Source organism: Sphingopyxis sp. BSN-002 (genome assembly GCF_022024275.1).
Classification (GTDB): Bacteria; Pseudomonadota; Alphaproteobacteria; order Sphingomonadales; family Sphingomonadaceae; genus Sphingopyxis.
Genome location: NZ_CP091804.1, coordinates 532,609 through 554,991, shown reverse-complemented (window position 1 = coordinate 554,991; position 22,383 = coordinate 532,609). Strand labels below are relative to the sequence as shown.

Here is a 22,383-nt window from a genome sequence, read left to right as displayed (position 1 = left end):
TCGACTCCTAATCTGCTTCGCGGGGACCATTGGAGACGACAGATGCTATTTTTCAGGAAACTGGCGTTGACCGTGCTGATTGGCGCGAGTGCCGTTGCGGCGCTGCCCGCCGAAGCCGATGCGCGCGATCGCCATCATCGCCACGGCCATTACAGCCACCGCGATCATGACCGCTACAGCGACCGCCGCGACTATCGGCGCGATTATTATCGCGATCATCGCCGCAGCGACTATCGCGACCGCCGCTATTATTGCCGCCGCGGCAGCGGCACGACGGGCCTGATCGTCGGGGGCGCCGCGGGTGCGCTGCTCGGCCGCGAGGTCGATCGCTATGGCGACCGCGTTCCGGGAACGATCATCGGCGGCGCTGCCGGTGCGCTGATCGGGCGCGAGATCGATCGCGGCGGCCGCCGCTGCTGATCCGCTGACCGGATCCGTCGCCGCACATTTTTATGCCGTGTCGGCGGATATCGCGGTAGAGATGCCGGAGCGAGGCGCCCTTGCGCTTCGCTCCGGAGTCCGCCGATGAAAACCCTGACGAAAATCACGATGTCGTTCGGCCTTGGCCTGTCGCTGGCCATTTTGCCTGCACAGGGCGTCGCTGCTCTTAAGCAGGGCACCAAGGCTCCCGACTTCACGCTGAATGCCGCGCAGGGCGGCAAGGAATTCAGCCTGTCGCTGAAGCAGACGCTGCGGAACGGGCCGGTGGTGCTCTATTTCTTTCCCGCCGCCTTTACCCCCGGCTGTACGGTCGAGGCGCATCTGTTCGCGGAGGCGAACGGCCAGTTCAATCAACTCGGCGCGCGCGTGATCGGCGTGACCGCGGGCAATATCCACCGCGTCGCCGAATTCTCGCGCTCCGAATGCCGCGACAAGTTCGCCGTCGCGGCCGATCCTGGCGCGAAGACCGCGGCGAAATATGACGCGACAATGCAGGGGCCCGACGGCAAGCCGCTTTCCAATCGCACATCCTATGTCATCGCCCCGAACGGGACGATCCTGCTGAGCTACACCGACAGCAAGCCGCAGGCACATATCGAAAAGACGATGGCTGCGGTTCGCGCCTGGAACGCCAAGCGCCGCTAATTCGGGCCCCCGCGGGAGGACAAGGCGGTTATCCCTGGCCTATCAGACGGCCGAGGCCATGCGCTTGCCCAGATAAAGCTCCTCGAAGATCGCTGCCGGAACGGGCTCGCCGAACCAATAGCCCTGTCCTTCGTCGCAACCATAGGAGCGGAGAAAGGCGGCATCGTCTTCATCCTCGACGCCTTCGGCGATGACCCCGATTCCCAGCCGGCGCGCCATTTCCACAAGCCCGGTGACGATGACACGGTCGCGTTCCGAACTGCGCATGAGGAAGGTGAAGCTCTTGTCGATCTTGATGTGCGTCACCGGCACCACGCGGAGCAGGTTCAGCGACGCGAAGCCGGTCCCGAAGTCGTCGAAGGACAAGGCGACCCCGCGTTCGCGCAGAGCCTCAAGATGCGCGATCACATCATCCTCGTCATGGAGCAGGATGTTTTCGGTGATCTCCAGTTCAAGCGTCTCGGGCGCGATCCCGTGGCGCCGCAATGCCGTATCGACGACCTTCACCAGATCGCCACGCCGGAACTGCGCGGACGAAAGATTGACTCCCATCCGGAAAGCGGGAGCGAGCCGGCGCCACGCGGCCGCTTGCGCACACGCGGTCTCGATCACCCATGTTCCGACCGGCGCGGCCAGCACGCCCGCGTCGAGCGCGGGGAGAAAGGCCGAAGGTGGCAACAATCCGCGCGTCGGATGCTTCCAGCGGATGAGCGCCTCGGCGCCGGCAAGCCCATGGTCAGCAAGACGGACCTGCGGCTGGTAGAAGAGGCAAAACTCCTCGCGCTCGAACGCGTGGTGAAGCTCGGCGTCGTACATGCGCCGTGCGACCGCTTCGGCGCGGAGATTCGGGATGAAGTGGAACGATGTGCCGGGCCCGCGCTGGCGCGCTTGGAAGAGCGCCAGCTCGGCGCTGCCGATCAGTTCGGCGTCGCTCGCGCCGTGCGCGGGCGCAGCGGCGATCCCGACGTTTCCGGCCAGTCGGACCTCCTGTCCGTCGACGTGGATAGGCTCGGCGATCGCTGCGAGTATCCGGCTGGCGAGCGCGTCGAGCGCGAGCGGATTGCGCCCTTCGGCCACGAACGCGAAGGCGGCGCCGCCGATCCGAGCGACGAGGTCGAGCCCGCCGCCGATCGCGCTCAGCCGATCGCCGATTTCGGAGAGAACCGCATCGCCGGCGGCATGGCCCAGCGTATTATTGATGTCGGCGAACCCGCCAAGATCGGTAACGAGGATCGCAAGCGGAATTCCCGCGCCGATGGTTTCGGCGAGCCGGGTCCGCAGCAGGTTACGGTTCGGAAGGCCGGTCAGGCTGTCATAGTTTGCGAGGCGATAGAGCGCGTCATGCTCGCGGCGCACTTCGGTCATATCGCGAACGATCGTGCCGAAGTGCATCTTGCCGTTTTCGTGCCAGTGCGACCAGTGAATCTCGCCGGGAAAGCGGTCGCCCGATGCGCGAACGCCAGTCAGAGGGGTTGCTTCGGTCAGCGGCGTGCCGCCGCCGAGCACCCGCGCGATCGCGGCATGGACGAGCGGATGGTCGCGCGCGTCGATAATCCGGTCGATCGGTTCGCCAATCATCGTGGCTTCCGCATGGCCGAACATGGCTGCGGCGGCGGCATTCCACGCCGTGATCCGTGCATCGGTACCAAAGCAGATCACGGCGTTCGGCGAGGTCGCGGCGCTTGCCTCGAAGCGGCTGGGTTTCGCGGCTGCCTGGGTCTCCAGACGGCGGAGTTCCAGCTTGTCCGAGACGAGCGAGGCGAGATCCATCAGGCGACGCCGGTCCTCTGTCGCGAACGTCGCGTGGGGTTCGCCGTCGAGCACACAGAGCGCTCCAAGGGCGTGCCCCGAAGGCGATTTCAGCGCGACGCCCGCGTAGAAGCGGATCAGGCCGGCCTTGACGAGCGGGTTGTCGTGAAAGCGCGGATCGTGGGCGGCATCTTCGACGACCATGACGCCGTCCTGGTTGATCGCATGGGCGCAGAAGCTGACGTCGCGCGACATGTCGCAGTCGCGAACTCCTTCGTTCGCAGCCAGAAAGACATGGTCGTCGCCGATCATGTTCACCGCGGCGGCGGGGCAATCGAACATGCGAACGGCCATCTCGACGATCGGCTGCAGGCTCGGCAGTCCCTCGCGCTCGTCGATCCCATATTCGGCGAGCGCCGCAAGGCGCCCCGCCTCATCGTCTGACCGCACCGGACACTTCACATCGAACCTCGCGCCATCCCCCTAGAATATGGAGTAACGGCAGGTCTGTCCGGAGTTAAACTGCCAGATTGGTGTCAATTGCTCCGTATCGGTTTCAAACCGCCGCCGACTATTTCGGGCGGCCGCTGTACCCGGCCGCTTTCCGCAACTCGTCGGCATCCATGACATAGCCGTCGCTGATCACCGTCACGACGCGGCGCAGTGCGCCGAGGTCGGTCGAGGGGTCGCCGTCGACGAGCACCATGTCGGCCTCCTTGCCGACGGCGATCGAGCCGGTGCGCTTGTCGGCGCCGACAACGCGTGCGGGGACGATCGTCGCGCTCTGGATTGCCTCGGCGGGGGTGAAGCCCGCCTGGCGATAGATTTCGAGCTCGCGGATCAGTTCGATCCCCCAGCCGTCGGTGCCTGCGACGATCGGCACGCCCGCCTTGTGCAGGCGGCCGACGAGATCGACCATCTTCGCATAGCTCTTGCGATAGTCGTCGCGCGTCAGGCCATCGACCAGCGGATAGCCCGCCGCGGTGAAGGTCGAACGTTCGAGGACGGGCGAGATGATGCCCATATAGGGAGCATAGGCGGGCTGGGCCTTGCCGCCGTCCTGCGTCAGCATGCCTTCGAAGATCACGATCGTCGGGTCGACGATGGTCTTCTTCTTCGCAAGGTCGGCGACGAAGCCCGACATGAGCGGCCCGTCGAGGTCGACATCCTTGAAGTAACGCGCCGGTCCCTCGACTCGTGCCCGTGTGTTCGCCTTGTCGATCACCTCGCGCGGCATTGCTTCCATCGCGACGAAATTGAGGTGGGTGAGTTCGTCATAGCCTGCGGTCACCGCCTCGCTGGGCTTCATCCCGGCGGGCACATGGCCATGAACATGGAGGCCGAGGCGGTGGGCTTCGGCCGCGGCGGGGGCAATCCACGCCGGGTTCATCGACGTGTAGAATTTGACGCCCCACAGCCCCGCCGCCTTGATCCGGCGCACTGCGGCGATCGCTTCCTCGGCGCTGCTGACGACCTCGGCGCCCTGCGCCGAGAGCGGATCCTTCTTGTCGACGATGACCGAGATGAAAGGTTCGCCCATCAGCAGGCTGTGATCGGCGCGGCGCTTGGTCGCCTCGACCGCGCGGTCGAGGTTGGTTCCGGGGCTGCGGAAGCTGGTGATCCCGTTCGCCATGTTCGACAGCACGTCCCAATCGTCGCCGATGTGGAGATGGCTGTCCCAGATGCCCGGTACGAGCGTCTTGCCGCGTCCGTCGATGACTTGCGCGCCGGCGGGGGCTTTCAGCGAGCCCGCGGCACCGATGGCGGCGATCTTGCCGTCTCTGGCGAGGACCGCGCGGTTCGCGAGGAACACGCCCTTGTCGGCGTCGAACAGCTGGACGTTGTCGATCAGCACGGGGGCTTTCGCTGCATCAGACAGGAAGCGCTTCGCGATGCCGGCAACGGCATCCGCTGTGGCCTTGTCCTGAACGGCCTTGAGCTGTTTGAGCACACCCTCATAGCCTGCAGGGATCACCGAGATGAAGCTGATGTCGGCGAAATAGCGCTTGTTTTCGTCGAGCCAGACGGGGAGCGGCGAGGGCAGAATACCGCTGATGAAGGCAAGCTGGACCGTCTTGGGTCCGCCGGGCCCCTGAATGACCTCGGTCGGGCCAAAGGTCATCCGGCCCCGGCCGCTTGGCAGAAAAGCGATCCCCGCATCGCCCGCGGCGGCGAGCGCGTCGATCATCGGCGCGTTGGCGATGCCGACGCCGCCGGCAGGGATGTACCAGCCGCCAGCGGCCGCCTCGCCCGTGTCGGTGGCCGTATTCCAGCTCGCGCGGCCATCCGCGACCCGATAGTCCTCGGCGGCGTCGCCCGAGGGTGTGACCCCGCGCATGGTTGTTGCCGCGATCGTGCCGCCGGGACCGAAGGTGGTGACCTGATCCATCTCGGTGATCCAGCCGCGCAGCTCTTGCGACCAGCGATAGGCGGTGCGGCCATCGGCAAGCTGCCAGCGCCACTGGTCGCCATGCTTGCCCGATTCGGAGACGACGACATAATGAACCGCGTCAGCGGGAGGCTTCAGCAGTTCATCCTTGGGAACGGGTTTGGATTGCGCCACGGGAGCGGGCTCTTCATGTGCATGCACGGCGGCGGGTGCGGCCGAGGCCAGCAGGGCGGCAAGCAAAAACAGGCGCATCGTCAATCTCCCCTGAACGCGGACGGCCGCGAAGCGCGACCGTGGTAAGAGGATTTGACGGCGCGAAGCAAGAAGCGACCAACGCCGGTCGGCGTTCGACCGGCGTGTTAGTCGCGCCGTTGCAGGCTCACCACCGCGTGGATCGGGAGCTCGGCATAGATGTGCGGGAACAGGTCGCCGCCGCGCGCGGGCTCCCAGCGGATCGCATCGCCGAGGCAGATGAGGTCCACCTCGGCGATCATCAGGCCGCTTTGGCCCGCGAAATATTTGGCGATGGTCGCCTCGAGCTGTTCCGCCGTCGACAGGTGGATATAGCCGTCGGCGATATCCACCGGTGCGCCACGGAACACGCGTTCGCGCTCGAAATCGGCCCATTGTTGTGCGGTGAGCACCTTGAAGGCCGTCGAGGGCGTCATTCGGAGGGGGCTTCCGTCGCAGGGGCTTCGGGCGCGATTTCCGTGCCGTCGGCTTCTTCTTCGTCGCTGTCCTCGATCAGCGCCGCCGAAACGACATGCTCGTCGTTCGCGACATCGAACAGGCGCACGCCCGCGCTGCCGCGGCCGATGACGCGCATCGAATCGAGCCCCATGCGGATCAGCTTGGCCTGGTCGGTGACCAGCATCAGCTGATGCGCCTTGGTTGCAGGGAAACTCGCGACGACAAGGCCGTTGCGGGCGATGTTGTCGATGTTGGTGATCCCCTGGCCGCCGCGGCCGGTGCGGCGATATTCATAGGCCGACGACAGCTTGCCATAGCCGTTCGCGCAAACCGTCAGGATGAACTGCTCGCTGGCGGCAAGTTCGGCCATGCGGTCGCCGTCAAGCGTCGGCTCGTTCTCGTTGTCCTTCCACGGCGCGGCGCGCAGATAGGCTTCGCGCTCCTCCATGGTGGTTCCGACGCGGTGCAGGATCGACAGCGAGATGACTTCGTCGCCGTCGGCGAGGCGCATGCCGCGGACGCCGGTCGAGTTGCGGCTCTGGAATTCGCGGACGTCGTCGCCGGCGAAGCGGATCGCCTTGCCCTGGCGGGTGGCGAGCAGGACATCGTCGCTTTCGTCGAGCAGCGCGACGCCGATCAGCCGGTCGTCCTCGTCCTCGCCCTCGAACTTCATCGCGATCTTGCCGTTCGAGGGCACGTTGGTGAAGGCGTCCATGCTGTTACGACGCACATTGCCCTTTGCGGTTGCAAACATGACGTGCAGCTTACCCCATTCGCCCTCGTCCTCGGGCAACGGGAGCACGGTCGAGATCGTCTCGCCCTGTGCGAGCGGCAGCAGGTTGATCATCGGGCGGCCGCGCGTGGCGGGCCCGCCCTCGGGCAGGCGCCACACCTTCATGCGATAGACCTTGCCCGCGGTCGAGAAGAACAGCACCGGCGTGTGCGTCGAGGTGACGAACAGCTCGGTAACGACATCCTCGTCCTTGGTCGCCATGCCGGCGCGGCCCTTGCCTCCGCGGCGCTGGGCGCGGAAGGTGTCGAGCGGGGTGCGCTTGATATAGCCGTCGAGGGTAACGGTGACGACCATCTCCTCGCGCTCGATCAGATCTTCGTCGTCGATGCCGTCGGCGGCGGGGGCGACGAGCGTCTTGCGGGGAGACGCGAATTCGTCGCGCACCGCGACAAGCTCCTCGCGCATGACGGCATAGAGTTTTTCGCGGTCGGCGAGGATCGAAAGCAATTCCTCAATCTCGGTAGCCAACTCACCAAGTTCCTTGCCGATTTCATCGCGGCCGAGCGCGGTCAGGCGGTGGAGGCGAAGATCGAGGATCGCCTTCACCTGCACTTCGGACAGGCGATAGGTGGCGCTTTCCTCCATTTCGCCCTCGATCGCCTCGACGAGACGGATGTAAGGTGCGATCTCGCCGATCGGCCATTCACGCGCGAGCAGCGCCTCGCGGGCGAGCGCCGGGCTAGCCGAGCCGCGGATGATGCGAACGACTTCGTCGAGGTTCGAGACCGCGACGACGAGACCGAGCAAGATATGTGCCCGGTCGCGGGCCTTTGCGAGTTCGAACTTGCAGCGTCGGGTGATGACCTCTTCGCGAAAGGCGATGAAGGATGTCAGGATATCCTTCAGTCCGAGCATTTCGGGGCGGCCGCCGCGGATCGCCAGCATGTTCGCGGGGAAGCTCGACTGCGCCGGCGTGTGGCGCCAGAGCTGGTTGAGCACGACCTCGGCGGTTGCGTCGCGCTTCAGTTCGATAACGACGCGGACGCCTTCACGGTTCGATTCGTCGCGGATGTCGGCAACGCCCTCGATCCGCTTGTCGCGCGCCGCCTCGGCGATCTTCTCGACGAGCCCCGATTTGCCGACCTGATAGGGAATCGACGTCAGAACAATCGATTGCCGGTCGTTCCTGCCTTCTTCGATAATATGCGTCGCACGCATCATGATCGAGCCGCGACCCGTCAGATAGGCGTTACGCGCGCCACCCTGGCCGAGCATCAGCGCGCCGGTCGGGAAGTCGGGCCCGGGGACGATCGCCATCAGATCTTCGAGCGTGATCGCGGGATTTTCGATCGTCGCGAGCGTCGCGTCGATGACTTCGCCGAGATTGTGGGGCGGGATGTTCGTGGCCATGCCGACCGCGATGCCGCCCGCGCCGTTGACGAGCAGGTTCGGGAAGCGCGCCGGGAGCACGGTGGGCTCGTCGCGGCTCGCGTCATAGTTGGGCTGGAAATCGACCGTATCCTTGTCGAGGTCGTTCAGCAGCACCATTGCGGTCTTCGCGAGGCGCGCCTCCGTATACCGCATCGATGCCGGCGGATCGGGGTCCATCGAGCCGAAATTGCCCTGACCGTCGATCAGCGGAACGCGCAGCGACCAGTCCTGCGTCATGCGTGCGAGGGCATCGTAGATCGCGCTGTCGCCGTGGGGGTGATAGTTACCCATCACGTCCCCGACGATCTTCGCCGATTTCTTGTACGGGCGGCCGGGAACGAAGCCGCCTTCCTGCGCCGCGTAGAGGATACGGCGATGCACCGGCTTCAGGCCGTCACGGACGTCGGGCAGCGCGCGGCTGACGATCACGCTCATCGCGTAATCGAGGTATGAGGTCTTCATTTCATCGACGATATTGATCGGCGAAACGCCGTCGTCGGACGGCTGCATAGGCGTATTTTCTTCGGTCAAGACCCGGCCTTTTTTCTGCTTATCGGGAGATGGTTCCGGCCTAGCCGATGGGGGCGGGAAAGGCCAGCGATTCGGTCGGTTTCAATCATATTTTTTGTCCGCTCCCGCAAAGGGTCTAGGGCAATAAAAATGAAAATATTCCAACGGATTATGATGACGTCATGGCGGCCGATCGAATGCGCCCGCAGGCCGTCGTCCGGATATGCTCTCCGGTGGATGGATCGGCCGGCGGGAGCCACGATCCACGAGCGCCGGCTTGCGCCGGCAAACGCAGGCGATCGGCCGTGGAAGCCGCTTGCCAATTGCGGCTTCCACCCTAAAGCTGCACCGCGATGACCAAGAGCCTGCCTGGGGGGCGCCAGTGGCCCTGATCGCGCTGGTCGGTGCCAGCGAAGCGCTGCCCGATGGCAGCTTGCGTGCGCTCGTCACGGTGGCGGGCGAGACCCTGATCGAGCGGCAGGCGGCGCGGCTTGCCGACGTCGGCGTGACGCATGTTGCGGTTGCCGTCGCAACGGTTCCGGCGGAACTGATCGCCACCTGCGATCGCATCCGCCGCCGGGGCATGAAAGTGACGCCGGTACGCGAGGCGTCGGACCTCGTTGCCCTTGTCGAGCCCGATGACCGGATCATCCTTGTCGCTGACGGCCTGCGCGCCGGCGGTACGCACTACGGCGCTATCGCCAAACCGGGATCGCCTGCGATCCTCGTCACCGGCGACACCGTGCTGACGCAGGGGTTCGAGCGGATCGACGCGACGCGGCGCTGGGGCGGGCTCGCCGCAATCTCGCAGCCGATGGTCGCCGAACTCGCCGCGATGCCCGGCGAATGGGACATGATGCTCACCTTGCTGCGTATGGCGGTGCAATCGGGCGCGCGGCGGCTCTATTGTGAACCCGCCCTGTTCGAACAGGGCGAGATCGCGATCGTCGCCGATCGGCCGACTGCGGCGTTGATCGAGCAGTCGAGCCTGCAGCAGGTCGAATATGGCGGGATGGGGCTCGGGCGGTCGGCGGTGATGATGCCGCTGGTCCGCCTCGCAGGGCCCTTGCTTGTAAGGTCGCCGAAGACCGCACGCTATCTACCCTATGTCACGGCGATTTTATGGGTTTCGGTTGCTGTGCTGGCGGCGAGCGGATTGGCTGCGGCAGGGGCGCTCGTCTCGATCCTCGGCGGACTTTGCCTCGCCGCCATGCGCTTCCTGTCGGCCTTCCGCGCGGAAAGTGCGGCGCAGGACCGCGTGCGCGACGTGATCCGGACCTTCGGATGGCTCGTCCTCGGCGTTTATCCCTGGCTCGTCTCGCTCGGCGGCCCCGACCATCTGATGCCGCGCTTTTCAGAAGCGGCGCTCGCGCCGTGCCTTGCGGCCGCGATCCTGCTTGCACGCTGGCTTTATGAGGACGCGGGCGACAAGCGACGCTTTCATTGGCTGCTTCCCGATACCGATCAGGCCTGGATATTGCTCGCGCCCGCGTTGATTTTTGGCCTGTCCACGCTGATGTTTGCGATCCTGCCGCTTCTGGCGCTGCTGCAGATATTGCTGTGGTTGCGGCTCGCGCGGCGGCCCGAAACACGTTAAAACAACCGTCTTCAAGGTTTAATGCCTATTAACGACATGCTGCTATCGCGGGCGTGCATGGCTGAATCCTTCTCCTCGGGCATCGATCTGCCGTCGCCGATTCTGTCGGCGCGTCTGCGCGAGCTTGCGAGCTTTCTTGCGGCGCCCTCGGCGGGACGCCTGACCGAGGAGCAGCGCGCGCTGGCGCTCGGCATCGCGCGGCGCCTTGTCGCCGATGTCGCGGCCGAGCTCGATCCCGCGATCGACGGCGCGGTGCTGTGGCAGGACTGGTTCGCCGCTGGGGTGCCCGCGGCCGAACGGATCACTACAGTCTGTTTCGGGCGCGCCGAGGAGCACCGCTGGCGCGAACAGTCGGCGCAACGCGTCGGGACCCCGCCCCCGTTGGCAGAGGGGAACGACGAAGCGCCCGCTGCTTCCCCGATTTCGGACGTCGATCGCGCCTATCTGGCGCTTCGGATCGCCGATCGCCGCCGGTTCGATGCCTATGGCTCGCCGCGCGTAGCACTTGCAGACATTCCGGCGGGCCTGCTTCGTACCCTGTTGCTCGATATCGCAGGGTGGCGACTGGCGCAGGTCGCGAAGGACAAGAAGCTGGCCGCCGACCTGGGGGAGGCCGTCCGCGATGCGACCGACCGGCTGGCCACCGCGAGCGGGATCGACGCCGCAGCGAGGCTCTATCACGACCGGCTCGCGGAGCAGGGTGATCTGGCCGCGGCGGCGACATCAGCGATAGCGCGGCACGATTGGGCGGCGTTTGTCGCGCTCGCAAGTGCCGCAGGCCGGAGCAGGTTTGATGAGATGGCGCTTGCCTTGCTGAGCTCTGCAGCCGCGGCGTTGCCCATCCTGCTGGCGCCGTTGAAGCTGGATCGCGCGTCGCTGGCGCCGCTTGAGGCGTCGCTCGCGATGTTGCCGGCACGAGCCGTCGACGGCGGAGGCGCCGGTGACTGATCGCATCATCCGCGGGCGGATCGACCGCGCGGGCGCACTTGTCAGCGCCGATGCGCCGTTGATGCGACTTCAGCAGCGTGCGGGCGCCGGGATCGGCAAACCGCTTGCGCTTCCGCATCTCGCGCGGCTGGTTGCGCTGGCGCAGCGGTTGCAGCGCGATATTTCGCGGCCGCTCTATACAGCCGACGACCATAGCGACATTCATGCGCTCGTCCGCGTCGTTCCCGACGAAGACGGCGCAAACCTCGAAATCAGTGACTGGCGGACGCGGCCCACAGTCATGCCGCAGATGCCGGTTGTCGGCGAGCTTGCGGCGCGGCCGCGAAGCTGGAGCTGGGAATGCGACCAGCAATTGCGGATGGTCGCACTGCGCGAAGGGGACGGAGCCCCGCTAGCGCCGACGGATTGGGAAGGGCGTTCGCTGTCCGAGCTGTTCGAGTTGCAGCCCGATGAGGAAGGTCGCTTTCCGGTATTGCGCGCGCTCGCACGACAGTCGGCGTTCGAGGGACAAAAGGTCCAGGCCGATAGCAACGGGTCGCGGATTGCGATGATCCTGGTCGGCGAGCCGCTTTTCGACGCAACCGGTCGTTTCACGGGGTTCCGGGGTACGACGAGCATCGACGCAGGCTTCGAGACCAGCCCGTCGCCGGACGCTGCCGCACCGGTCGACCCCGCCTTCGGATCATTGCCGCTATCCGATCCGCAGTTCGGACGCCGGATCGACGGTGCCCTGCGCGGGCCGCTCAGCCGCATCATTGCGACCGCCGAGACGATCTCGGGACAGTTCGACGGGCCGATCCGCGCCGACTATGCGCGCTATGCCGGCGATATCGCGCACGCAGGGCGCCATCTGCTCGGGCTGGTCGATGATCTGGCCGATCTCCAGAATATCGAACGTCCGGGTTTCAAGGCGGCCGCGGACGAGATCGATCTCGGCGATCTGGCGCGTCGCGCGGTCGGGCTGCTCGGCATGAAGGCCGAGGAAAAGGGCATTCGCATCGACGCGCCCAAAGTCGACGACAAGATGCCGGCGACCGGCGAGTTTCGCCGCGTATTGCAGGTGCTGCTCAACCTGCTCGGCAATGCGATCCGTTATTCGCCCGACAATTCGCAGATATGGATCCGCGTGGATCGCGAAGGCGACCGCGCGATGATCACCGTTGCCGACCAGGGGCAGGGAATCTCGAGCGAACAACAGGCGGTCGTGTTCGAGAAATTCGAACGGCTGGGCCGCACCGACAGTGGTGGCTCGGGGCTGGGACTCTACATCGCGCGGCGTCTGGCGCGGGCGATGGATGGCGACCTGACCGTCGAGAGCGCGCCGGGGCAGGGTGCGCGCTTTACGCTGAGCCTGCCGGCACGCGACGTGTGAATCGAAACGGCGGCGCAGTTTCCTGCACCGCCGCTCGAAAACGTCTGAAACTGGCAGTTAGCGCTTGTCGACCGGAACGAACGGACGATGCGTTGCGCCGGTGTAAAGCTGGCGCGGACGGCCGATCTTCTGTGCGGGGTCCGAAATCATTTCGTTCCACTGCGCGACCCAGCCGACGGTGCGGGCGAGAGCGAAGAGCGCGGTAAACATGGTCGTCGGGAAGCCGATCGCCGACAGAATGACGCCCGAGTAGAAATCGACGTTCGGGAACAGCTTCTTCTCGACGAAATAGGGGTCGCTGAGCGCCATTTCCTCAAGCTGCAGCGCGACTTCGAACACGGGGTCGTTGACCTTGAGCGCAGCGAACACCTCGCGCACGGTCTTCTGCATCACGGTCGCGCGCGGATCGTAGTTCTTGTAGACGCGGTGGCCGAAGCCCATCAGGCGGAACGGATCGTCCTTGTCCTTCGCGCGCGCGATATATTCGGGAATGCGTTCCGGACGGCCGATCTCGCGCAGCATGTTGAGCGCGGCTTCGTTCGCGCCGCCGTGCGCCGGACCCCAGAGGCATGCAATGCCCGCCGCGATACACGCAAAGGGGTTCGCGCCCGACGAGCCGGCAAGGCGAACGGTCGAGGTCGATGCATTCTGCTCATGATCGGCATGGAGGATGAAGATACGGTCAAGCGCGCGCTCGACGACCGGGTTCACCTCATAGGGCTCGGCGGGAACGCCGAAGGTCATCCGCAGGAAGTTGCCGGTGTAGCTCAGCGAATTGTCGGGATAGACAAAGGGCTGGCCCACCGAATATTTATACGCCATCGCCGCGATCGTCGGCATCTTCGCGATGAGACGGTGGCTGGCGATCATCCGCTGGTGCGGATCGTGGATCTCGGTCGAGTCGTGGTAGAAGGCGCTGAGTGCGCCGACCACGCCGCACATCACCGCCATCGGGTGCGCGTCGCGGCGGAACCCGCGGTAGAAGGTCGCAAGCTGCTCGTGCAGCATCGTGTGGCGCGTGATCGTGGTGTCGAATTCGGCCAGTTCCTGCGCGTTCGGCAGTTCGCCGTTCAGCAGCAGATAGCAGGTCTCCATGAAGCTCGAATGTTCGGCGAGGTCGCCGATTGCGTAGCCGCGGTGGAGCAGAACGCCCTCGTCGCCATCGATATAGGTAATCGCCGATTCACAGCTCGCGGTCGAGGTGAAGCCGGGATCATAGGTGAAGGCGCCGGTCTGGGCATAGAATTTGCGGATATCGACGACATCGGGGCCGACCGTGCCCTTGAGCACGGGGCTTTCGACGGTGGTGTCGCCCAGGGTGATCTTTGCGGTATCGGTCATTTTCTTCCCCTGATGATAGGGCGGGAGGCGTTGCGGTTACGCCCCTGCCGGATAATTGTGCGCTGCGTCAAGTCGCGCCAGGCTCGCGTCGCGGCCGAGCAGCAGCAACACGTCGAAAATCCCCGGAGACACCGTCCGTCCGGTCAGCGCGGCGCGTAGCGGTTGCGCCAGTTTGCCGAGCCCTATTTCGGCCGACTCGCTCGTCTCGCGAACCGCGGCCTCGATATCTTCGGGATTCCAGTCATTCAGGCCGCGCAGCTTTTCGGTGACGCTGGCGAGCACTCCCTCCGGGGCGTCCTTTAGCACCTGCGCCGCCTTTTCGTCCACTGCCAGCGGCAGCGTTTCGAAGAGGAAGAGCGCGCCCTCGGCGATTTCGTCCAGCGTCTTGGCGCGGGGCTTCAGCGACTCCATTGCCCGGCCGAGAAGGTCGCGGTCGGCATCGTCCAGCGCGCGGTCGACCAGCTTTTCGATGCGCGGTGCGACGAGCCCGGCGAGGCGGCTGTTGTCGGCCTCGCGAATATAATGACCGTTGAGATTCTCCAGCTTCTTGAAGTCGAAACGCGAGGGTGAGCGGCCGACATGGTCGAGATCGAACCATTCCACGGCCTGTGCGCGGCTGATGATCTCGTCGTCGCCATGGCCCCAGCCGAGGCGGAGGAGATAGTTATTCACCGCTTCGGGAAGATAACCCATCTCGTCGCGATAGGCGTCGACGCCGAGCGCGCCGTGGCGCTTCGAGAGTTTCGCGCCGTCAGCGCCATGAATCAGCGGGACATGTGCATAAACCGGCTCGCGCCAGCCCATCGCACGGATCAGCGCGAGCTGGCGGAAAGCGTTGTTGAGATGATCGTCGCCGCGGATGACGTGCGTAATTCCCATGTCATTGTCATCGACGACGACGCTCAGCATATAGGTCGGCGTCCCGTCGCTGCGGAGAAGGACGAAATCGTCGAGTTCGGCATTCTGCACGGTGACGTCGCCCTGCACCTTGTCGCGGATCGTAACTTCACCCTCCTGCGGAGCCTTCAACCGCAGGACGTGCGGAACCGACGGGTCACCGTCGGCGCGGTCGCGCCAGGGGCTGCGGACGCGGAAGGGAATACGCTTTTCCTGCGCTTCGGCGCGCATCGCCGCGAGTTCGTCCTGTGTCAGATAGCAGCGATAGGCATCGCCCTTTGCGAGCAGCTCGTGCGCGACCTCCGCGTGACGCGGCGCGCGGGCGAACTGGAATACGGTCTCGCCATCCCAGTCGAGGTCGAGCCACTGCATTCCGTCCAGAATCGCATCGATCGCGGCATCGGTGGATCGCGCGCGGTCGGTGTCCTCGATGCGGAGAAGGAATTTGCCGCCGTGATGGCGCGCGAAGAGCCAGTTGAACAGCGCGGTGCGCGCCCCGCCGATGTGCAGATAGCCGGTCGGCGAGGGAGCAAAGCGCGTCACGACTGCGGCGCCGGTCGCTTCTGCCAAATCGGTTGGGGTTTCGGTTGCCACTATGGCCTCTTTCACTCAGTTTTGGTTCGCCGGAAACGGAACCGGTACACAGGATCGGGGCAGCCCCTAGCATGGCGACAAGGCGGCTTCAAACGACCTTTGGTCCGGGCGGGGTAGCCGGCTGGCGGCGGTTGTTTCATGCGCTGGAGGCGCAGCTTGAAGCCGAGCGCGAAAGGCTGGGGCTGTGGCTGCCTGTCGCGTCGGGCGCGGGGATCGCCGCCTGGTTCATCTTGCCGGCAACCATGCATTGGGCCGGGCTTCTGTTCTTGCTGGGAGGCGGACTGTTCTGTGGGCTGCTGATCGGCTGGCATAGTCGAACCGGCAGAATGGCGGCGATCGGATTCGGCGCGATGGCTCTCGGACTGTTGCTGATATGGGCGCGGGCGCTGTGGGTGGCCGCGCCGATTCTTGCCGGACCGGCGACGACGGCCTTTTCGGCCGAGGTCGAGGCGGTCGAACCGCTGCCGGCGAAAGACCAGACGCGGCTGATCGTGCGGCCGCAGGCACGCGAGGACTTGCCGCCGCGGATTCGCGTAACGCTGGCCGGCGAGGCGGGCACTGGGATTGCCCCTGGCGAGAGGATCGGACTGCGCGCGCGACTGATGCCGCCCCCGACAGCGAGCCTTCCGGGCAGCTATGATTTCGCGCAGCGGGCATGGTTCGACCGGATCGGCGCCGTCGGAACGGTCCTTGGCGACGTGTCGCGCAGCGCGAACGCGGGGAGAGGGGGGCAACCGGTTCGGGCACGGCTGAGCGCGCATATCCACGACCGGATCGCGGGCTCGCCGGGCGGTATCGCCGCGGCCTTCGTGACCGGCGACCGCGGCGCGATTTCGTCCGAGGACGAGGAAGCGATGCGGCGTAGCGGGCTCGCGCATCTGCTGTCGATCAGCGGGCTGCATGTCACCGCCGTGATCGGCTTCGCGATGTTTCTTGCGATGCGCCTGCTAGCGTTGAGCCGGCGGATCGCGCTTGGCGGTTATGTGCTGCCGATCGCGGCGGCTGCCGGGGCACTTGCCGGCGCGGGCTATACCTGGCTCGCAGGCGCGGAGGTGCCCACCTTGCGCTCGCTGATCGCGGCGTTGCTTGTGCTGGTTGCTTTCCTGATGGGGCGGGAGGCGCTGACTCTCCGGCTGGTTGCGGCGGGGGCATTGATCGTGCTGGTCTGGCGACCTGAATCGCTCGTCGGGCCGAGCTTCCAGCTGAGTTTCGCGGCGGTGACGGCAATCGTCGCGCTGCATGAAAGCAGGACGATGCAACGCTTCATGGCGCGGCGCGAGGAGCCTATCGTCTTTCGATGGGGGCGCGGGCTTGCGGGGCTGCTGATTACCGGGATCGCCGTCGAAGTCGCGCTGGCGCCGATCGCGCTCTTTCATTTTCACAAGGCAGGGCTTTATGGAGCGCTCGCCAATGTGGTCGCGATCCCGCTGACGACCTTTGTCATCATGCCCGCCGAAGCGCTGGCGCTGGCGTTCGATAGTGTCGGGCTGGGAGCCCCCTTCTGGTGGGTGACCGAACAAGCGCTGACGCTGCTCATTCAGCTCGCGCATCGCGTCGCGGAGGCACCGGGCGCGGTTGCGACCTTGCCGCGCTTCCCGCCTTGGGGGTTCGCGATGGCGGCTTTCGGCGGGCTGTGGATATTGATCTGGTCGACCCGTTGGCGCTGGTGGGGCGCTGTTCCGTTACTCGCCGGAATGCTGGCGCTGTTGATGCAGCCGCGCCCCGACCTTCTGGTGACGAGCGATGGACGTAATATAGCCGTGGCAGCGCCCGGAGGTGGGTATGCGCTCCTCCGCGACCGTGCCGGCGATTTCGTGCGCGACACGATGAACGAGGCGGCGGGAAGCGATGCGCCGCTGGGGGCGCTGGCCGATCTCGATCATGTCGAATGCAATCCGGACTTTTGTCGATGGGTGCAAGAGGGGCGCATCATCCTTGCCTCGCGAGGTCGGGACAGGATCGAGGGTGAAGAGATGGCGGCGGCGTGCAGGGCGGCCGACGTCGTGATCAGCGACCGCTGGTTGCCGCGCGAGTGCGCCGCGCGCTGGCTGACGATCGATCGCGACAGTCTGGCGGAAAGCGGCGGGCTGGCGATCTATCTCGGTAAAAAGCCGAAGGCCGTCGCCACGCTGGATGCGGGCGACGGCCATCCGTGGCGCCATGCGCCGCTGGTCAGTGGTAACGACGAAGCAGTCCCGAAAGCCGACCTTGCACGATGACGCGTCCGGCTTCGTAGCGCTGCGGTTCATACGCGCTGTTCGCGGGATCGAGCCGGATCATCTTGCCCTCGCGACGGAAATATTTGAGCGTCGCGTCCTGACCATCGACGAGCGCGACGACGATGTCGCCCTCGCGCGCGGTGCTGGCCTTCTGGATCAGCGCATAGTCGCCGTCGAAAATGCCTGCCTCGACCATCGAGTCGCCCGAAACCTCGAGCGCATAATGTTCGCCGGCACCGAGCAGCGCGGCAGGCACCGCGAGCTGGTTGTGATCCTCGAACGCCTCGATCGGGACGCCCGCGGCGATCTTGCCGTGCAGCGGTACCTCGATGATGTCGTTCGCGGCGATCGGCTTGAGCGCCGGCGCGGGTTTGCGGAGCGGAACGATATTATCGTTGCGCACGGGCGTCTTGGCGGCTTCGGGGACCTTCAGCACCTCCAGCGCGCGGGCGCGGTTGGGGAGGCGGCGGAGAAAACCTCTTTCTTCCAAGGCACTTATCAGGCGATGAATGCCCGATTTCGACTTGAGGCCGAGCGCTTCCTTCATCTCCTCGAACGAGGGTGAAATCCCGCTCGCGTCGAGGCGCTGTTGAATGAAGTGGAGCAGTTCATGCTGCTTCGCGGTCAACATCGGTCGTTCTCCATGATGCCAGTTCCGGACATAATGAGAACGATAATGGAACAAAGCGGAACTTGTCAAGCGATCGCGATATAGTCCGCCTGCTCGCCCGCGGCGCGCGGGGGTACGCCGATCTCGCGGATGACCAGCGCATTGGCCTCGACGAGCGGAGCAGTGCGTCCACTGTCCTGCCCGTCGAATACGGTGAGCGCGCCGCGATCGAGTCGGGCGCGGAGATAGTCGCGGCGTTTGGCGCCGGGGCCCAGCGCGCTTGCAAGCGGCGCCTGATGGATGTCGGGCAGCGGGCTCGGGGCTCCGGCGAGATGGCGGACGAGCGGGATCAGGAACAGCGTCGCGGTGACGAAGGCCGACGATGGATTGCCGGGCAGTCCGAGGAGCAGCGCATCGCCGATGCTGCCGGCGATCAGCGGCTTGCCCGGGCGCATCGCGATCTTCCAGAAATCGATGCTGCCGCCGGCGTCTCCGAGCGCGCCGCGGACATGGTCATGATCGCCGACCGAGGCGCCGCCGACGGTCACGATGACGTCGTGACGTCGCGCCAAATCCTTCAATACACGCGACAAGATCGTCCGGTCGTCGCGGATGTGGAGCGGCAGCGTAACGACTGCGGGTTCGCCTGCCAGCATCGCGGCGAGCATCGTGCCGTTGCTGTCGGGGATCTGGCCGGGGGCGAGGGCGTGGCCGGGCTGGACGAGTTCGTCGCCCGTGGTGAGGATCGCGACGCGCGGACGCCTGCCGACGGTGAGCTGCCCGGCGCCGCTCATGATCGCGGCCGCAATCGCGCCGGGAGTGAGGCGGGTGCCGGCGGGGACGAGCGTCGTTCCGGTCGCAAAGTCGCTGGCGCGGGCGCGGATATGCTGGCCGGGCTGGATCGTATCGGCGGTCGACAGGCGCAATGTGGTGCCGTCGGCCGCCACATCTTCCTGAATGATCACCGTGTCGGCGCCATCGGGCAGCCACGCGCCGGTGAAGATGCGCATCGCCTCTCCCTTGCCGACCGGCGCGGACGGAACGCTTCCCGCGGCGCTTTCGCCGATGATCGTCCATGGTCCCGGCAGGTCGGCGAAGCGCACCGCATAGCCGTCCATCGCCGAGAGCGGCGCGGCGGGCTGATCGCGGCGGGCGACGATGGCTTGCGAAACATAGCGGCCAAGCGATTCGGAAAATGCGATATTCTCCGCCCCCAGCGGTTCGCGGAGCGCGAACAGGCGCGCCTGCGCTTCCTCGACGGGAAGCAGTCCGCTCATTCGGCGCGCCAGTCGCCCGAGCGGCCGCCGCTCTTTTCGAGGAGGCGGATGTCACCGAGGATCATCGCGCGGTCGAGCGCCTTCGCCATGTCATAGAGGGTGAGGAGCGCGACCGAGGCGGCGGTGAGCGCCTCCATCTCGACCCCGGTCGGGCCGGTCGTCGCGGCGGTCGCGCGCACTGAAATGCCGTCCATCTCCCAATCGAACTCGACCGCGACCTTGGTAAGCGCGAGCGGGTGGCACAGCGGGATCAGGTCGGCGGTGCGCTTGGCGGCCATGATGCCGGCGATGCGCGCGGTCGAGAGAACGTCGCCCTTGGGCGCATTGCCGCTGCGGATCGCTTCAAGCGCATCCGCCGACATGGTGATGCGGCCGCCCGCGACGGCGCGCCGTTCAGTAGTGGGCTTGGCGCCGACATCGACCATATGCGCCGCACCCGTTTCATCGAGGTGCGTCGGGCGGCTCATGCGGTGGCCCCTTCGAGCAAGGCCCTTGTTGCCGTCGTGACGTCACTTTGCCGCATCAGGCTTTCGCCGACGAGGAACGCATTTACGCCGCTTTTGGCGAGGCGCTGGCAGTCGGCATGGGCTGCGATGCCGCTTTCGCCGACGAGCAAGGTGCCCGGAGGGACGAGCTTCGCGAGACGTTCGGTGACGGCGAGATCGGTCTCGAAGGTGCGGAGGTCGCGGTTATTGACCCCGATCAGGCGCGACTGGAGCTGTGTCAGCGCGCGGTCGAGTTCGGCCTCGTCATGGACCTCGACAAGGACGTCCATGCCGCGTTCGACAGTCGCCGCCTCGATCTCGCGCATCGCGCCGTCGTCGAGCGCGGCAACGATGATCAGGATCGCGTCGGCGCCGATCGAGCGCGCCTCGGCGACTTGCCAGGGGTCGATCATGAAATCCTTGCGCAGGACCGGCAGGCCGCATGCGGTGCGCGCGGCGATCAGGAATTCCTCGTGGCCCTGAAAATAGGGCGCATCGGTGAGGACCGAGAGGCACGCCGCGCCGCCGGCTTCATAGGCTCGGGCGTGATCGGCGGGATCGAAATCTTCGCGAATCAGTCCCTTGGATGGCGAAGCTTTCTTGATTTCTGCGATCAGGCCATAGCCGCCAGCGTCGATCTTCGCCTGCAGGGCCGCCTGAAAGCCGCGCGGCGCGCCGGCGTCGATGCGGTCGAGGTCGGCGACCGAATAGGCCTGCCGCCGTGTCGCGACCTCTTCGGCCTTGGTGGCGAGGATTTCGGTGAGCTTGTTCATTTATACGCGATCCAGCAATTGAGGAGCGCGTTGGCAAGCCCTTTATCGATAGCCTCGGCGGCCTCCTCGACCCCGTCGAGCAGGTTTTCGGCAGCTCCGGCGACGACGAGCGCCTCGGCGGCGTTGTAGAGCACGGCGTCGCGATAAGCGCTCTTCTCGCCCATCAGCAGGCGGCAGAGCGCCTTGGCATTCTCCTGCGCATCACCGCCGCGGATCGCGGATACGGGATGCGTAGGCAGGCCGGCGTCGGCGGCGACGCTGCGCTGCATGCGGACACCCTCGGGAGTGATCACCGCAACCTCGTTGCCGCCCGCGAGCGACAGTTCATCGAGGCCTTCATCGCCCGAAATCACGCGCGAATGCTCGGTCCCGAGCCGGTGAAGCGCCTCGGCATAGACGGGGACATAGGCGGGGCGCGCGATGCCGACGAGCTGGCGCGTCACGCGCGCGGGGTTGGCGAGCGGACCCATCAGGTTGAAGATCGTGCGGCGGCCGATCGCCTTGCGGATCGGCATGATGCGCTTCATCGCCGGGTGATGATGTGCGGCGAAAAGGAAGCAGATGCCGAGATCGGCGAGCTGCGCCTCGGCCATCTGGCCGGCGCGCTCCATGTCGAGGCCGAGCGCTTCGAGCGTGTCGGCGGCGCCAGATTTGGAGGAAGCGGCGCGATTTCCGTGCTTTGCGACCGGTACTTCGCACGCCGCGACGACGATCGCGACCGCGGTCGAGACATTGAGCGTGTGGTGGCCGTCGCCGCCGGTGCCGCAGACGTCGATCGCGCCCGCCGGCGCGTCGATCGGGATCATCCGGTCGCGCATCGCCTGCGCCGCGGCGGCGATTTCGACCATCGTCTCGCCGCGTTCGGCAAGCTCGATCAGGAATTCGGAGATATTGTCGTCGCTCGCGGTGCCGTCGAGGATCGCAGTGAAGGCGGCCGCGGCCTCGTCATGATCGAGCAGCGCGGCGGGATCGGGAAGCGGGCCGAGACGGCTCATGCCGCCTGTCGCGCCGCGACCGGCAATCCTGCAAGCGTCAGGAAGTTGGCGAGCATCGCATGGCCATGCTCGGTCGCGATGCTTTCGGGATGGAATTGCACGCCGTGAATCGGCAGCCCGGCATGGCGGAAACCCATCACCGCGCCGTCGTCGCTGGTCGCGTTGATGAGCAGTTCGGCGGGAATGTCGACGACCTCGAGGCTGTGGTAGCGCGTCGCGGTGAGCGGCGAGGGCAGGTCGGTGAAGAGACCGGTGCCGTCGTGGCAGACGGGCGAGGTCTTGCCGTGCATCAGATGGCCGCGCTGGACGGTGCCGCCGAAATGCTGGCCGATCGCCTGATGACCTAGGCAGACGCCGAGAAGCGGCTTTTTCGCGGCGGCGCAGGCGGCGACGAGATCAAGGCTGACGCCCGCCTCGTTCGGGGTGCAGGGGCCGGGCGAGATGAGGAAGGCCGACGCCCCGGTTGCGAGCGCTTCGGCCGCGGTCAGCGCGTCATTGCGTTCGACGCGCACGTCGGCGCCCAGCTCGATCAGATAATGAACGAGGTTGAAGGTGAAGCTGTCATAATTGTCGATGACGAGGATCATGGGGGCGCACTAGCGGTCTTGCGGGCGTTGGGGAAGCTTTACGAACTATCGGTGGGGCAAACCTGGCTTCGTCATTCCCGCGAAGGCGTGAATCCAGCTG

18 protein-coding genes are annotated in these 22,383 nt (G+C 65.9%); 6 read left to right on the top strand and 12 right to left on the bottom strand.

Annotation, left to right across the window (positions count from 1 at the left end):
• Positions 1 to 66: 66 nt before the first annotated feature.
• Together L7H23_RS02845 and L7H23_RS02840 are read left to right on the top strand one after the other, a co-directional pair.
• The gene (locus L7H23_RS02845; RefSeq protein ID WP_237837854.1) at positions 67 to 420 is read left to right on the top strand and encodes a glycine zipper 2TM domain-containing protein; all 354 of its coding nucleotides are present in this window, start codon (positions 67 to 69) and stop codon (positions 418 to 420) included.
• A gap of 105 nt (positions 421 to 525) precedes the next feature.
• Positions 526 to 1,086 carry a peroxiredoxin gene (locus L7H23_RS02840; protein WP_237837853.1) on the top strand — a complete coding sequence of 187 codons (561 nt, stop codon included), beginning with the start codon at positions 526 to 528 and terminating at the stop codon, positions 1,084 to 1,086.
• A 42-nt stretch (positions 1,087 to 1,128) separates the two neighbouring features.
• Here L7H23_RS02840 and L7H23_RS02835 read toward each other — a convergent pair whose 3' ends face one another.
• The 4 genes from L7H23_RS02835 to gyrA form a co-directional block, all read right to left on the bottom strand.
• On the bottom strand, positions 1,129 to 3,285 hold the full coding sequence (locus tag L7H23_RS02835; protein WP_237837852.1) for an EAL domain-containing protein: 2,157 nt from the start codon (positions 3,283 to 3,285) through the stop codon (positions 1,129 to 1,131).
• Between the two features lie 121 nt (positions 3,286 to 3,406).
• Complete coding sequence (locus L7H23_RS02830; RefSeq protein ID WP_237837851.1) at positions 3,407 to 5,476, bottom strand: amidohydrolase family protein; 2,070 nt, start codon at positions 5,474 to 5,476, stop codon at positions 3,407 to 3,409.
• A gap of 107 nt (positions 5,477 to 5,583) precedes the next feature.
• Complete coding sequence (locus tag L7H23_RS02825; protein WP_237837850.1) at positions 5,584 to 5,892, bottom strand: DUF952 domain-containing protein; 309 nt, start codon at positions 5,890 to 5,892, stop codon at positions 5,584 to 5,586.
• Positions 5,889 to 8,588: a DNA gyrase subunit A gene (gene gyrA, locus L7H23_RS02820; protein ID WP_237837849.1), complete on the bottom strand. Its 2,700-nt coding sequence runs from the start codon at positions 8,586 to 8,588 to the stop codon at positions 5,889 to 5,891. The genes L7H23_RS02825 and gyrA overlap by 4 nt, the downstream gene beginning before the upstream one ends.
• Positions 8,589 to 8,970: 382 nt before the next feature.
• Between gyrA and L7H23_RS02815 the strand changes: the two genes are divergently transcribed.
• Genes L7H23_RS02815 through L7H23_RS02805 form a run of 3 tightly spaced genes read left to right on the top strand, consistent with a single transcriptional unit; the run spans position 8,971 to position 12,505 of the window.
• On the top strand, positions 8,971 to 10,185 hold the full coding sequence (locus L7H23_RS02815) for a hypothetical protein (RefSeq protein WP_237837848.1): 1,215 nt from the start codon (positions 8,971 to 8,973) through the stop codon (positions 10,183 to 10,185).
• A gap of 57 nt (positions 10,186 to 10,242) precedes the next feature.
• A complete protein-coding gene (locus L7H23_RS02810; protein ID WP_237837847.1) occupies positions 10,243 to 11,133 on the top strand; it encodes a hypothetical protein in 891 nt (296 codons plus the stop codon).
• Complete coding sequence (locus tag L7H23_RS02805; protein ID WP_237837846.1) at positions 11,126 to 12,505, top strand: HAMP domain-containing sensor histidine kinase; 1,380 nt, start codon at positions 11,126 to 11,128, stop codon at positions 12,503 to 12,505. The genes L7H23_RS02810 and L7H23_RS02805 overlap by 8 nt, the downstream gene beginning before the upstream one ends.
• A 57-nt stretch (positions 12,506 to 12,562) precedes the next feature.
• Here L7H23_RS02805 and L7H23_RS02800 read toward each other — a convergent pair whose 3' ends face one another.
• Both L7H23_RS02800 and gltX read right to left on the bottom strand, forming a co-directional pair.
• The gene (locus L7H23_RS02800) at positions 12,563 to 13,846 is read right to left on the bottom strand and encodes a citrate synthase (RefSeq protein WP_237837845.1); all 1,284 of its coding nucleotides are present in this window, start codon (positions 13,844 to 13,846) and stop codon (positions 12,563 to 12,565) included.
• 36 nt (positions 13,847 to 13,882) lie between these two features.
• Positions 13,883 to 15,337, bottom strand: coding sequence for a glutamate--tRNA ligase (gltX, locus tag L7H23_RS02795; protein ID WP_237837844.1), 1,455 nt, complete (start codon positions 15,335 to 15,337; stop codon positions 13,883 to 13,885).
• A gap of 131 nt (positions 15,338 to 15,468) precedes the next feature.
• Here gltX and L7H23_RS02790 point away from each other — a divergent pair, with 131 nt between their 5' ends.
• Positions 15,469 to 17,556, top strand: a complete 2,088-nt coding sequence (locus L7H23_RS02790) for a ComEC/Rec2 family competence protein (RefSeq protein ID WP_237837843.1) — start codon at positions 15,469 to 15,471, stop codon at positions 17,554 to 17,556.
• Here the strand turns inward: L7H23_RS02790 and lexA are convergent.
• The 6 genes from lexA to L7H23_RS02760 form a co-directional block, all read right to left on the bottom strand.
• Positions 17,510 to 18,187: a transcriptional repressor LexA gene (lexA, locus tag L7H23_RS02785; protein ID WP_237837842.1), complete on the bottom strand. Its 678-nt coding sequence runs from the start codon at positions 18,185 to 18,187 to the stop codon at positions 17,510 to 17,512. The two genes, L7H23_RS02790 and lexA, sit on opposite strands and share 47 nt — an antisense overlap.
• A gap of 65 nt (positions 18,188 to 18,252) precedes the next feature.
• Positions 18,253 to 19,443: a molybdopterin molybdotransferase MoeA gene (locus L7H23_RS02780; RefSeq protein ID WP_237837841.1), complete on the bottom strand. Its 1,191-nt coding sequence runs from the start codon at positions 19,441 to 19,443 to the stop codon at positions 18,253 to 18,255.
• Positions 19,440 to 19,910 (bottom strand): cyclic pyranopterin monophosphate synthase MoaC, encoded by a 471-nt coding sequence (gene moaC, locus L7H23_RS02775; RefSeq protein WP_237837840.1) that lies wholly within the window; start codon positions 19,908 to 19,910, stop codon positions 19,440 to 19,442. The genes L7H23_RS02780 and moaC overlap by 4 nt, the downstream gene beginning before the upstream one ends.
• The gene (trpC, locus tag L7H23_RS02770) at positions 19,907 to 20,701 is read right to left on the bottom strand and encodes an indole-3-glycerol phosphate synthase TrpC (protein WP_237837839.1); all 795 of its coding nucleotides are present in this window, start codon (positions 20,699 to 20,701) and stop codon (positions 19,907 to 19,909) included. Before trpC ends, moaC begins: the two co-directional genes overlap by 4 nt.
• Positions 20,698 to 21,696 (bottom strand): anthranilate phosphoribosyltransferase, encoded by a 999-nt coding sequence (gene trpD, locus L7H23_RS02765; protein ID WP_237837838.1) that lies wholly within the window; start codon positions 21,694 to 21,696, stop codon positions 20,698 to 20,700. Before trpD ends, trpC begins: the two co-directional genes overlap by 4 nt.
• Positions 21,693 to 22,283: an aminodeoxychorismate/anthranilate synthase component II gene (locus tag L7H23_RS02760; protein ID WP_237837837.1), complete on the bottom strand. Its 591-nt coding sequence runs from the start codon at positions 22,281 to 22,283 to the stop codon at positions 21,693 to 21,695. Before L7H23_RS02760 ends, trpD begins: the two co-directional genes overlap by 4 nt.
• Between the last annotated feature and the right edge of the window lie 100 nt (positions 22,284 to 22,383).